General features: G+C 43.3%; 15 protein-coding genes. 6 read left to right on the forward strand and 9 right to left on the reverse strand.

Features of this window, described 5'->3' with window-relative positions:
* Position 1 precedes the first annotated feature (1 nt).
* Positions 2–1,267 (reverse strand): cation:proton antiporter, encoded by a 1,266-nt coding sequence (locus JRG66_RS09005; RefSeq protein ID WP_265162435.1) that lies wholly within the window; start codon positions 1,265–1,267, stop codon positions 2–4.
* A 140-nt stretch (positions 1,268–1,407) separates the two neighbouring features.
* On the opposite strand from JRG66_RS09005, the gene JRG66_RS09010 reads away from it, so the two are divergent.
* The gene (locus tag JRG66_RS09010; protein ID WP_265162436.1) at positions 1,408–2,175 is read left to right on the forward strand and encodes an XRE family transcriptional regulator; all 768 of its coding nucleotides are present in this window, start codon (positions 1,408–1,410) and stop codon (positions 2,173–2,175) included.
* A 128-nt stretch (positions 2,176–2,303) separates the two neighbouring features.
* Here the strand turns inward: JRG66_RS09010 and JRG66_RS09015 are convergent, their stop codons facing one another.
* The 5 genes from JRG66_RS09015 to JRG66_RS09035 form a co-directional block, all read right to left on the reverse strand.
* Complete coding sequence (locus JRG66_RS09015) at positions 2,304–2,468, reverse strand: hypothetical protein (RefSeq protein ID WP_265162437.1); 165 nt, start codon at positions 2,466–2,468, stop codon at positions 2,304–2,306.
* Positions 2,469–2,491: 23 nt separating this feature from the next.
* Positions 2,492–2,644, reverse strand: coding sequence for a hypothetical protein (locus tag JRG66_RS09020; protein ID WP_265162438.1), 153 nt, complete (start codon positions 2,642–2,644; stop codon positions 2,492–2,494).
* Positions 2,645–2,744: 100 nt separating this feature from the next.
* Positions 2,745–2,975: a hypothetical protein gene (locus tag JRG66_RS09025; RefSeq protein WP_265162439.1), complete on the reverse strand. Its 231-nt coding sequence runs from the start codon at positions 2,973–2,975 to the stop codon at positions 2,745–2,747.
* 282 nt (positions 2,976–3,257) lie between these two features.
* Positions 3,258–3,860 (reverse strand): hypothetical protein, encoded by a 603-nt coding sequence (locus tag JRG66_RS09030; RefSeq protein ID WP_265162440.1) that lies wholly within the window; start codon positions 3,858–3,860, stop codon positions 3,258–3,260.
* A 396-nt stretch (positions 3,861–4,256) separates the two neighbouring features.
* On the reverse strand, positions 4,257–4,754 hold the full coding sequence (locus tag JRG66_RS09035) for a DUF456 domain-containing protein (protein ID WP_265162441.1): 498 nt from the start codon (positions 4,752–4,754) through the stop codon (positions 4,257–4,259).
* Between the two features lie 108 nt (positions 4,755–4,862).
* Here JRG66_RS09035 and JRG66_RS09040 point away from each other — a divergent pair, with 108 nt between their 5' ends.
* From JRG66_RS09040 to JRG66_RS09050, 3 genes are all read left to right on the forward strand, one after another.
* Positions 4,863–5,225, forward strand: coding sequence for a BlaI/MecI/CopY family transcriptional regulator (locus JRG66_RS09040; RefSeq protein WP_265162442.1), 363 nt, complete (start codon positions 4,863–4,865; stop codon positions 5,223–5,225).
* A gap of 127 nt (positions 5,226–5,352) precedes the next feature.
* Positions 5,353–6,705, forward strand: a complete 1,353-nt coding sequence (locus JRG66_RS09045) for a M56 family metallopeptidase (RefSeq protein WP_265162443.1) — start codon at positions 5,353–5,355, stop codon at positions 6,703–6,705.
* A 185-nt stretch (positions 6,706–6,890) separates the two neighbouring features.
* Positions 6,891–7,370 carry a hypothetical protein gene (locus tag JRG66_RS09050; RefSeq protein WP_265162444.1) on the forward strand — a complete coding sequence of 160 codons (480 nt, stop codon included), beginning with the start codon at positions 6,891–6,893 and terminating at the stop codon, positions 7,368–7,370.
* Between the two features lie 97 nt (positions 7,371–7,467).
* On the opposite strand, the gene JRG66_RS09055 is transcribed toward JRG66_RS09050, so the two are convergent.
* The 3 genes from JRG66_RS09055 to JRG66_RS09065 are packed head-to-tail and all read right to left on the reverse strand — an operon-like array spanning position 7,468 to position 10,484.
* Entirely contained in the window at positions 7,468–8,340 is an 873-nt protein-coding gene (locus tag JRG66_RS09055) for a hypothetical protein (protein WP_265162445.1), read from the reverse strand.
* 48 nt (positions 8,341–8,388) lie between these two features.
* A complete protein-coding gene (locus tag JRG66_RS09060) occupies positions 8,389–9,522 on the reverse strand; it encodes a glycosyltransferase (RefSeq protein WP_265162446.1) in 1,134 nt (377 codons plus the stop codon).
* Positions 9,519–10,484, reverse strand: coding sequence for a hypothetical protein (locus tag JRG66_RS09065; RefSeq protein ID WP_265162447.1), 966 nt, complete (start codon positions 10,482–10,484; stop codon positions 9,519–9,521). The genes JRG66_RS09060 and JRG66_RS09065 overlap by 4 nt, the downstream gene beginning before the upstream one ends.
* 73 nt (positions 10,485–10,557) lie before the next feature.
* Here JRG66_RS09065 and ruvC point away from each other — a divergent pair, with 73 nt between their 5' ends.
* Both ruvC and hemW read left to right on the forward strand, forming a co-directional pair.
* Entirely contained in the window at positions 10,558–11,109 is a 552-nt protein-coding gene (gene ruvC / locus JRG66_RS09070) for a crossover junction endodeoxyribonuclease RuvC (protein ID WP_265162448.1), read from the forward strand.
* 75 nt (positions 11,110–11,184) lie between these two features.
* On the forward strand, positions 11,185–12,312 hold the full coding sequence (gene hemW / locus JRG66_RS09075) for a radical SAM family heme chaperone HemW (protein ID WP_265162449.1): 1,128 nt from the start codon (positions 11,185–11,187) through the stop codon (positions 12,310–12,312).
* Positions 12,313–12,335 lie beyond the last annotated feature (23 nt).

Consider the following 12,335-nt stretch of genomic DNA (forward strand, 5'->3'; position numbering starts at 1 on the left):
GTTAATCCTTAAGTGTGGAGCCTTTCTTTTCAAACCTTCCGCGCTTTTTAAAATGACCAATGACCGAAGGTGCGGTGAAGCCGTGAATTACAATCGAGATAAGAATAATGTAAGCGGTAATGGCGTATAATTCATTCTTATGGCTAAAATAATCGAAAGTTACAAAGGCCCATGACAGGTAGAAAATGGAGCCAATTCCCCTAATTCCGAAGAAACTGATGGCGAGTTTGCTTTTGAGGTCCTTTTTTACGCCCCATAACCCGATAAGACCCGCCACCGGCCTGATGATGAGCACGAAGAGGAAGGCGAAGACCACCCCTTTCCAGTCGGTAAGGCTAAGCATGCCGTTCATTATTGACCCTCCAAAAAGCAGGATGTAGATTACCATGAAAAGGTGTTCCATTTCCTGTACAAAATCGTGGAGTTTTTTTTTGTAATCCTGATCTACTTTCTCGTAATACCTTAGGCTGAAACCGGCAAAGAACACGGCCAGGAAACCGTAACCGTGAAGCAGCTCTGTAAGGCCGTAGGTCATAAACGTGAGGGAGAGTGCCAGGAAACCTACAAAAGTCTTAACCCCGGCGTATTTATGTATCCTGTCCATAAGGTGGCCTATAAGCCAGCCAATAAACAGGCCGCAAATAACGCCAATCACTACTTTCAGGAGCATTTTATCCCAAAGCCAGTCTGTAAAGTTGAAGGCGGCCCAACTACCAGCCTGTGCCACGAGCACAGCGAGATAAGAGAAAGGGTAGGCGATCCCGTCATTTAGGCCGGCTTCGGCTGTAAGTGTAAACCTGATATCGTTGGCGTATTCTTCTTCTTCAAGAGGGTCATCCAGCTGCACTTCGGCGGCCAGAACCGGGTCGGTTGGAGCGAGAACGGCAGCCAGTAAAAGGCTGGACGGTAAACTGAGCAGCAGGAAATACTGCCCCAGCAGGAATGCCGAAACCATGCAAATGGGCATGGTGATTAGCACCAGCAGCAGGGGCTTTCGCCATGCCTTCAGGCTGTAGTTGGCACCAATTTTTAAACCGGCGCCCATGAGCGAGATAATCACTAGGGCTTCAGAAAAATACATGAGGCTTTGGTCATCCCATAACGGATCTGGCCAGCCCAGGGGCAATCCCACTGCATAAAGGCCAAAGCCTATAAGCAATAACAAAATGGGGGAGCTTATCTTCAGCTTTTCAGAAAATGACGGCAGCCACGCCATAATGATGGTAGCGAAACCGAGGCCTGCGAGGATCAGGTAATGTGTTTCCATTACTGAAAAATAGGGTTTATTCCCCCTTTTTTTTCCTAAAGGAATGTTACTTCTTTAGTTACAGCTAAAAAACGGAAAACTTTAGGAAAATGTCCTATAAATAAGTTGGATATTTTCCTAAAATAGCTACATTTGTTGGTATGGGAACAGATGTATCACAAGAAATTAAGCGGTTCAAAGAGGTAAGGGACGAAAATAACTTTACCCAAACCGAATTTGCCAACCTGCTGGGCATCAAAAATTCAACGGCCGATATTGAAAGGGGCCGCACGAAACTTTCCGGGAAAGTAGTGTCTGAACTTCTGCGGCAGTTCGGGATCAATCCTTTGTGGTTGTTTGGGGAAAGCAACCAGAAATACCTGCAGGTGACCAAAGGAGATATAAGCCCAAAAGTGGTGAGCCTTAACAGTGCAGAAGAAGAAAATATCGTGTTGGTAAATGTGAAGGCAGCCGCGGGTTATCCGCATAATGTGCAGGATGTGGACTGGTACCAGCAGTTACCTGCATTTGACATTCCCCTGCCCGAGTACCGGAATGCTACTCACCGGGGTTTCCAGATTGAAGGAGACAGTATGCTGCCCAATTTCAGGCCTGGCGAATGGGTTCTGGGAAAAGCCGTTCCCACCATTGAGGAAGCGAGTAACAACCGGGTTTATGTTGTGGTGCTCTATGATTCGGTTCTGGTGAAGAAACTTCAGAAGTTGCCCGATCCTTCCAAGCTGCTGCTCATATCCCTTAATGAAGAGTACCTGCCCATAGAGATAAGGGTGAATGATATACAGGAATTGTGGCAGGTGAACTCCAAACTGACTTTTAATCTTGATGCACCTTCAGAAAGTACTTTGTTAAAGCAGCTGCAGCAATCTATGGAAGACCTCAAAAGTGAGTTCAAGACTTTAAAACATTAAAAAAGAGGCTGTCTCAAAAGCTATTCTTTATCAGCGTGAAATTTATCTAGCTGACGCTGAGTAGCTGTTAAGACAACCTCTTTTCAGGATCTTTGATCCGGGTGGTTTTGGTTGGTTAGCTGTTGTTTTTAAAGATCATCCTGCCCTCCTAGGCCGGTGTTTTCCTGAGCTTCATTTACTCCTTCCTCTACAGCATCGCCTGTGGCTTCGGCAGCATTTTGTGTTTCCCTGCACGAAATCAAAGAGGTGGAAAGTGCAAAAGAAAAGAACAGTAATAAAAAATACTTTTTCATATTATTGAGTTTTAGTGTTTAAATTATTCGAGCTCATCTTCCAGCTCATCGCCGGCTTCTTCAATTTCGTCACCTACTTCTTCCAAACCATCGGCTTCCCTCTCAGTGTCTCGACAGGAAACAAACCCGGAACTAAAAGTGAACAGCAAAGCAAATATTAAAGCAATACGTTTCATTTTTCTGTTTTTATGGTTGATTAAGTTTTGTTGTTATTCTAATAAGGAAAACAGGCGTCAGTTTTGTCATTTTTGGAACCTCGCCCAGAGGGAACAAACTTTAGTTGTCATCGCCAATCTTGTCTATTTCCTCATTGATTTCTTCGTTTACTTCCCGGTCAATCTCTTTACCGGTGCGTTCTATGATACCTTCTTTGTCTTCGCGGGGTTCTTCCTGTTCTACTTCAACTTCTTTTTCGCGTATCACCTCCCTTTCGGTGACAGTTTCGCGACACGAGACCAGTAGTACACTTCCAAGTGCCAGTGCGGCAAATAAATTTGTCGTTCTCATAACTTATTTATTTTCATTTGAGACGACCAAAGTAGGAAACTCCTGCTCCTCCTGTAAAGATATTAGCAATAATTTAGCATAAAAACAGAATTGATATTAAAAAAATGGTAAAAATACTAGGTTTAATTGTATAATATGCGAAGGCCTCTTTAAAAGGTTTGGGCGTAGAATTAAACGGGATTCAGAATTTGTGCCCAAGTCAGCACCTGATCTGATAAACAATTCTCACTGCTTCAAACTTTTAAAAGGGCCTTTTTAGATCTTATTTTTCAGCTTTGAGCCTTAGCGGGTACGAGTGTTGTTGTATTCATTTCCATCGAGGAAACCATCGTCGTTGGCATCCCAGTCATCGAATAAACCTGAGTTCCATTCATTGTTGTCTACCAGGTCGTCGTTATTTTCGTCAAACTCACCGAACCAGTCAGAATCTGCAAATCCTTCGTTCCACTCGTCCTGGTCGAGAAAACCATCTTCGTCCTGGTCAAACAGGTCCCAGTCATCATCGCTGGCAAAATCTCCATAAAGCTGGTTCCGGCCCTCGTTCCACTCATTTTCATCTATCATATCATCATTGTTGAGATCGACCATACTGTAGGTGGAACCGTAAAATTCGTCATTATTCAGCGCAGCGTCGTCATCTTCATCCCATTCTGAAAAGGCAGCACTGTTGCTTTCTCCAAATTCGTTCTCATCCAGCTGGTTGTCCTGGTTGGCGTCGTAAGTTCCAAACCCATCATCCATAACCCCTTCTTCAGTAAGATCGGTGTCGGTGTTGGTTTCTTCGATAATTTCCGGTTCCTGAGTATCCCGTTCATTGTTTTTACATGCTAAAAAAGAACTACTCAGCGTGAATAGAAATGTAAATGCTAGAATAAATCGTTTCATAATTCTGCTTTTTTGATTAATTTATAATTACTTCGGAAGAATTCTTCTTCCGTAGAAAACCTTTTAAAAATGGCATTTTTCAATAGCCATATGCTTCTACAGCAGGTAAATTTCACACTGCCCGAAGCCAATAAGCTCTACCGACTTCACTACTTAAATGAGAAATGTAAATTCTAACTATGTTCTCATTAACTGAACATCAGGTATTTACAATTAAAATTAAAGGTTTCGAGCTGGTATTCCTTTAAATTAATCTTAAAGCTGAAACATTTAAGGAAAACTTAGGGTTTCAGGTGCTTCAGACAGGCTGAAATAAAAAAAATTAAGACTGAGGTAGGCTGAGAAAGTGCAGCCGTAAATGCATAGTAGGAATTAGATTACAGGGAGAATTCAATATTAAAAGAGTGCTATTCTATATTCCCATACCTTATATATAAAGAGCAGGAGAAAAATGGCGGTGACCACAAATTCCATAAAGGTAGAGGCCAGCAGCCCTATAAAAGAACCCGAAGCCGCTTTAAGGGCCGTACGCGAATCGGCTTTGTTCACGATCTCCCCAAGATAAGCTCCTATAAACGGGGCAATTAATATTGCAAAGGGAATGGGGATAAAGATGCCGGCAAATAATCCTATGGTCGCGCCCACCATACCTTTTTTACTGCCGCCCAAATATTTTGTGCCCAATGCCGGAATGGCGTATTGCAGTGCAAAAATTATTAGGGTCACCAAAAGTGTGATGCCCAGGTAAGGGTAATTCACAGGCACTGCCTGGGTGAGGTGCAATAAAAGCAGTCCTACCCAGCTTACAGGTATTCCGGGGAGCATGGGTAAAAAACTTCCAAGTATTCCTACGAGCATTAGAATGGCTGCAAGGGCCAGCAGAATAAGATCCATAAAATCGATTTTTCAACTAAGATAGAGAAAGAGCATTGAGAAATAATAACTAAAAAATTAGTTTAAACTAAAACTTTAGTTTATATTAGCTCAAATATTCAGCGAATTATGAAACAACTTACCAAGGCCGAAGAAGAGATTATGCAGATCTTATGGAATTTGAAAGAAGCCAATGTGGCTGCCATAATTGAAGAGATGCCCGCGCCCAGGCCTGCTTATAACACGGTTTCTACCATTGTGCGAATATTGGAGAGCAAAGAATTTGTAGCTCACCGCAAGCAGGGGAAAGGCTATATCTATTTTCCGGTGGTGGAAAAGGAAACCTATACCAACCAGAGCATGAATAAACTTATAGACGGGTATTTTAACGGCTCCTTTAAAAGTATGGTGTCTTTTTTTATGAAGAAGAACAAGATGAATACTGCCGAGCTTGAAGCCATCCTGAAGGAAATCAATAAAAACGAAAAGTAATGCTGCACTATATTTTACAAACCATGGTATTTCAGCTCATCTTCCTGCTGGTGTATGAGTTTTGGTTAAAAAAGGAAACTTTCTTTGTTTATAATCGCGCTTATTTGCTGTTAACACAGTGCTCGCTTTGTTGCTCCCTTTGCTAAGGATCCCGGAGCTGCAAAATGCCATTTCGGCTGAAAATTTTGTCTTGCTACCCGAAGTGCTGATTGGCGCGGCACCCGAAGCCATTTTGGCTAACCCAGCTAACGCCATGCCCGCCAAAGCAAGCCCGCTGCTCAACCCATGGCTGGTCATTTACACCGGCGGCTTCCTCTTCAGCCTTGGTTTTTTCTTTAATAAGCTTCGACTCATCCGGCAATTGTTCTCATTTAAACCGCTGATAAACACTTCAGAAATAAAGATCGTTGAAGTACCCGATTCAACAATTGCCTGTACCTTTTATAAAACAGTCTTTCTTGGTGCCAGCCTTCCCAAAAAGGAACGGGAGCAAATTCTGTCTCACGAAAAAGTGCATGTGAGGCAAAAACATACCTTTGACCTGCTGTTCTTTGAGCTGTTAAGGATCGTCTTCTGGTTTAACCCGCTGGTTTACATCTACCAGTCCAGGATCTCGGCCCTGCACGAGTTCATGGCCGATGCCGGGGTAGTCAAAAATGTCAAAAAACAGGAGTATTTCCAGCAGCTGCTCAATTCAGCTTTTAATACACGGGATATTTCCTTTATCAATCAATTTTTTAATCACTCAATCATCAAAAAACGAATAGTTATGTTGCAAAAAACCAAATCCAATTCAGTCTCAAAGTTCAAGTTTCTGATCATTCTGCCGCTCATGGCCGCCATGTTGACCTATGTGGCTTGTTCAGATGACGCTATTAATTCACCGGCAGAGCAGGAAGCTACTGCCCGTGAAAAGCTTAAGGAGATCAAAGCCATTGTGAATGACAGTACGAAGATCACTCCTGAAGATCATGAAAAAATCACCTCTATTTTAAATTCTATAAGTTCTCAGGATCTTCAAAATTCGGAAAATAGTACGGAAAAGATCCAGATTCAAAAGCTCAAAAATGCTACTTCCGGCACTGGTGACGTACCTTTTGCCGTTATAGAAGAGGTTCCTGCTTACCCTGGGTGTGAGCAGTTTTCGACAAATGAGGAGAGAAAAGAATGTATGTCTAATAAAATCACAGAATTTATCAATAAGAATTTCAATACCTCTCTTGGAAAAGAACTGGGTTTAACAGGCCTGAACAGAATCTATGTTCAGTTCAGAATCGCCAAAGATGGAAATGTTGAAGTCTTGGGAGCAAGGGCACCACACCCTGCACTTGAGGAAGAAGCAAGGCGGGTTGTAAATCTTCTCCCAAAAATGACACCGGGTAAGCAAAGAGGGGAAGAAGTAGGGGTGCTTTATTCCCTGCCAATCAGCTTTATGGTTCCCGAAGCTACTCCTGAAGCCGAAAATGTTTCTGACAACTAACCGGTAATGTTGAAGGTTTTATGAGTCGTTATGGTAACTCTTCCATTAAAGCCGAAGCTCGATCTTCGGCTGTTTTGTGCTCATTATTTTGAAAACCGCATCCTGCTAACCGGCTGCACGGCAAAGCCATTAGAAAGTTTTCGGGAAACTGCTTAAATTCACTATTTTTGAGGAGTTTCAGTTATATGAAGAAAATTTTAGTCTTATTCTGGATTTCTTTTTTGCTTTTCTCCTGTGAAGAGTTTAAGACCCGTAAAATAACTTCGGAAGAAATCCTCATAGAAGAGACCCGCGACTTTAACTGGCATGAAGTAGATGAATACCCGGCTTTTTCAGAATGCAGAAGTATAACTGAAGTTGAACTCGCAAAAGCCTGTTTTGGAAACAAAGTAGCACAGTATTTCTATTCCAGGCTCGAAGCCAAACAACCCGTGGTAACCGAAGCTTTAGATGATACACTTTACCTCTACCTCAAAATCTCTGAAAATGGCAAACCGGCCATAGATTCTATGGAAATAGATTCGCTGGTGCTGCGCCAGCTGCCGCAAATTCGTACCTGGCTTTCCCAAAGTGTAGATTCCCTGCCAAAGATCTACCCCGCCACCAAACGCGGAATCCCTGTAAAAACAACCTTTCGCATGCCGGTAGTGATCAAGGCCGAATAATTGGGAAGTTAGATTTTAGATGTTAGATTTTAGAAGGGGGAAGTTAGAAGTGCAACTTCCAAGTCAAAATTCCAAATTCCAAACTCTGAACTACAAACTATAAACTATACTTATATCCCAGGGTAAAATCGATGGGAAAATTTCCGTTACTGTCCAGCACTAGGGAAAAAATATCATTATAGCCCACTGTGAGAAAACTGTTTGGGGTGATCTTGATGTCGCTGCCAATTCCAAAACTCAGGGGCGCCGTGAAGGTAAACCCGCTTTCATCTTTTACTGAAACCACTTTGCCTGCATCATTCTTAACCGAAACTGTTTCTGAAGAATAATAGAGCGTTGCCAGCCGGGCATCTATATGTAAATCGAATTTTTTGAAGTACAAGGCCTTGAAGCGGTAGTTAACCGAAAGGTGCGTAGCATTGTAGCGGTACTCGTCCTGCTCAAAATTATGCCGTAGTTGCAAAAATGCCGAATGCCGCGGTGCCAGGTTGGGATCGTAAAATTCGTATTCAAAACCCAGCACTGGCGCCAGAATATTCTCCGGATTATCGGTGTAAATATTATTAGACAAACCCGTAAATATGCTTATGCGCTGCAAAATATTCCTGGTCGATTCGTTCTTTACGTAATCTTCCTGCACCAGGGCATTATAAGTGTTGGTAAAATGCCTCAGGCTGTACAGCACAAATTTTACATCGCGGGTGTGAATTTTGGCATCGGTTGTTAATTCTGAAAGCTGTTCCCTAAACTTTCCGTTGCCATCGGGATTTACAAGTTCAAGCATGCGTTTTCCCTTTTGCACAAAATAGCGGTACTCGAGGTCTTGCCGGGTCCAAAAAAGGCTTAGCGGGCCTTTCACCTCCCGCTTGAGCTGCAGCGTGTCTTTGTTGATGATAAAAACATTTTGTGCGGCCAGCGGTAAACTGAGGCAAAAGAATAGAACAATAAAAACAATCCTTGTTTTCTGCATGTTTTTCGGGATCACTGAATTAAAGATAGTAAAAAAATAAGGGGAGCTTTATTTTCTGAAATGCCGGCCCTTCCAATGATATCCCGAAAAAAAGGAAAAAACAGCTACGCTACTGCTAAAAAAAGGATAAACTATACTGCTCAAAAAATACATTTTCATGCCCTTTTCGCGCTCAAAGAACCTGGCACTGCTGTAAATGAGGTAAAAATCTACATTGAATTTGAGCAGGAAGACCATTAAAAGCAGCCCCGGGGGCATCACTGTCATTAACACCAGCAGGCTTAACAGCACGAGGAGTAAATTCATTGAAAATACCAGCAACCCCAGGCTTTTTGGAAAAAAACTCTGGTATGCCGAAGTCTTTGCGGCCCACCTCACGCGTTGAAAAAAGAGCTCCTGCCATGAAGATGCCGGTGCGCTGCGCACAATGGCTCCGGCAGATTTCAAAAATGCCGTTCTCAATCCTTTTTTCTGAAATTTTTCGAGTAGAAATATATCGTCACCGCTGGCTACTTCAAGGTTTTCTTCAAAACCATTGACCTCCAAAAAAGCCTTTTTTGAATAGCAGAAATTGGCGCCGTTGCACATAAACGGAATATCAACCCCAAAACCTCCCATTGTTGCTGCCTGTAAGCTGAAGAAATCCATTTCCTGAAAACCTCTCAAAAATGACATTTTTGGCCCTTCAGTTTTTAAGGCCACCGGGGCGGCCACTGCTACTGCGCCCGTCTCTGCGATAAGGCTGTTGTAATTTGAGAGCAAACCGGGCGGCAACTCACAATCGGCATCGGTGGTTAGGATGTAATCCTCTTTTGAGCTGCCAATGGCCAGGGCAAGGGCGTCTTTTTTGGGGCTGCCCGATATCCGGATGTTCTGGAGCAGCTTCAGGTTTAACTGCGGATTTTCCTGCTGAAAATCTTTCCACAAGCCTTCCGAAGAATCTTGGGAGGCATCGTCTACGGCAATGATCTCGAACATTTCAGGCGGATATTTCAGCTGCAGAAGCGATTTGAATAAAAGCGGAAGATTCCCGGCTTCATCCCGATAGGGAATGACTATTGAAAAACCGCTTTTTGGAGCAGAATGACTTCCGCAGAAATTTTTAACCTGCGAAAAACCGTAGAGCAGGAAGAGCATTGCCAGCACATAGAGCAGCGTGATGACCACAGCTGCGGCGATCATGCAATGGCGTGTTTGGATTTTCTATACCTAAGCACGTAATAGCTGCCGGCCAGCCCCGGAAGGCCGAAATTCAGGATCCATACCGTGAGCACAATGGTGAGCACAATGATTTGGGGTACCTGCAGCAGCCCGAAGATCCATACGGCAAAACCGCCTTTTATGAAAGCGTCAAAAATGATCATTGTGGGAATGATAGACGCTAAAATGTAGGTGCTAAAAACTGCCGAAATGAGTAGCGGGTAAGACACATCTACCTTGAATTGCAGCAGCAAAAAGTAAAACTGATGGGTGAAAATAAGGAACCTGATACTGGCAAAAATGAGGGTTTTCCACCTGATTTTTTCAGAGACATTGTGAAAGGATTCTTCGAGGCGTTGTATGGAATACCCTTTTATGCGAATGCGGAATTTTTTCATGAGCACGTAGAGCATGAAGGGCGCTAACAGCAGTGCCGAGACCATAATGATGTTAAAGACGGGCAGGGCCAGGTCTAAAGATGTAATGAGAAAGAGCAGGCCCGCAATTCCGAAGAAATAGGTCGCGAACAACTGGGCTGTATTTCCCAAAAAGTTCAGGAAAACTATTTTTCTCCAGGCTGCCCGGGTGTAGTAAAGGCATTTGGCACCGTATTCTCCAATGCGGCTGGGAGTAAAAATAGCCGCCGTAAATGAGGCCAGGCTTTCGCGCATGGCTGCCTTAAAGGAGTTTTCTCGCACATGGGCACTCAAATTCTGCCATTTTAAGATCTCAAAGTACCAGTTTAACACGGTGAGTATGATGAGAACCAGGATGTTGAAAAATGAGAAAATGCGGTATTCGGTAAGGATTTGCACAAATCTGTCAAAGTCCATTGCCTCGTCGTTGGTCACTTTGTACCAAATAAATGATACTGCGGCCAATACCACCAGAACTTTGAGAACTAGTGAGAAGAATTGATTAGCTTTGTGCGAGGTTATTCGCATGAAATTATTTAAGAACCGCAACTTTCCGGCATTAGGTCACCGGCTGGTTTGAACCTGCAATATTACGAAGCTTTTGAATACTGAAAAAATCATTTTAGGCATTGATCCCGGTACTACTATAATGGGGTTCGGACTTATTAAGGTGGTGAACCGAAAAATGTCTTTCCTGCAGCTCAATGAACTGGAACTTCAAAAATACGATGATCCTTATATAAAGCTCAAGCTCATTTTTGAGCGCACGGTAGAGCTTATTGACACCTGGAAGCCCGATGAGATCGCTATTGAAGCGCCTTTCTTCGGAAAAAACGTACAATCTATGCTCAAGCTGGGCAGGGCACAGGGAGTGGCCATGGCTGCAGGTTTGAGCAGGGAAGTGCCCGTAACCGAATATTCCCCGAAAAAAATAAAAATGGCCATCACCGGGAACGGAAATGCCAGTAAAGAACAGGTAGCGGGAATGCTCCAGAACCTGCTTTCCCTCAAATCCCTTCCCAAGAACCTCGATGCCACCGATGGTCTCGCAGCTGCCGTTTGCCATTTCTACAATTCCGGAAAAGTGGAAGTTGGGAAAAGTTATTCGGGTTGGGCCGCCTTTGTGAAGCAAAATCCGGGGAAAATTAAATGATTTGAAAATGTGAGGATTTGAAGATTTGAAAATGATCTTCAAATTTTCAAATTGGTTAATCTTCAAATTCAAAAAATGGCTGGAATTTACGTACATATTCCGTTCTGCAAACAAGCCTGTCACTACTGTGACTTTCATTTTTCGACTTCGGTTAAGAAGAAGCCCGAGATGGTGGGGGCAATCTGCAAAGAATTATTGCTGCGGAAGCAGGAAATTTCTGGAGATGTGGAGACCATATACTTTGGAGGGGGAACTCCGTCTTTACTGTCTGCTGAAGAGTTACAGCAGATATTTCAGGTGATTCACAGCAATTTCACTGTAGTAGGGAATGCTGAAATTACCCTCGAAGCAAATCCCGATGATCTTTCAGAAGAAAAACTGAAGATGCTCGCTGCTTCTTCTGTAAACAGGCTGAGTATTGGAGTACAGTCTTTCTTTAAAGAAGACCTTAAGCTGATGAACCGGGCACATAATGCCAATGAAGCTTTGGAATCTATACGGCTGTCCAAACACTATTTTGATAATATTTCAATTGACCTCATCTACGGAATTCCCGGCATGAGCAACGATCGCTGGCAGGAAAACCTGCAAATTGCGCTAGATCTTAATGTGCCGCATATTTCGAGTTATGCCCTCACTGTTGAACCAAAGACCGCTTTAAAAAGCCTCATCGAGAAAGGGAAGGTAGCCCCGGTGGAAGAAGAACTGGCAAAGGAGCAATACGAGATTATGATCAATAGATTATCGGCAGCCGGGTTTGACAATTATGAATTTTCAAACTTTGAGAAACCCGGTTTCTTTTCCCGGAACAACACTGCCTACTGGTTTGGGAAACCTTATCTGGGAATAGGGCCTTCGGCGCACTCTTTTGATGGTTTTCAACGAAAATGGAACATAAGCAACAATACGCTTTACATCAAAGCCCTTCAAAAGGGGGAAATCCCGGCAGAGGTGGAAGAGCTGTCTGTGGCCGACAGGTACAATGAGCTGGTGATGACCCGGCTGCGTACCAGCTGGGGAATTTCTGTAGATGAGGTGGAACGTAGCTTCGGAAAAAAATATAAAGATTATCTGCTTCGGGAAGCCGCCAGATTAATTGAAGATAAGCTGCTAGACTGGAGCGACAATAGACTGCAGGTTTCCAAAAAGGGCAAATTCTTAAGCGATGGTATTGCTGCGGAGTTGTTTTGGGTAGAAGCTTAAGGTTTTTTGACAGCCGCAAAACA

Source organism: Salinimicrobium tongyeongense (assembly GCF_026109735.1).
GTDB lineage: Bacteria > Bacteroidota > Bacteroidia > Flavobacteriales > Flavobacteriaceae > Salinimicrobium > Salinimicrobium tongyeongense.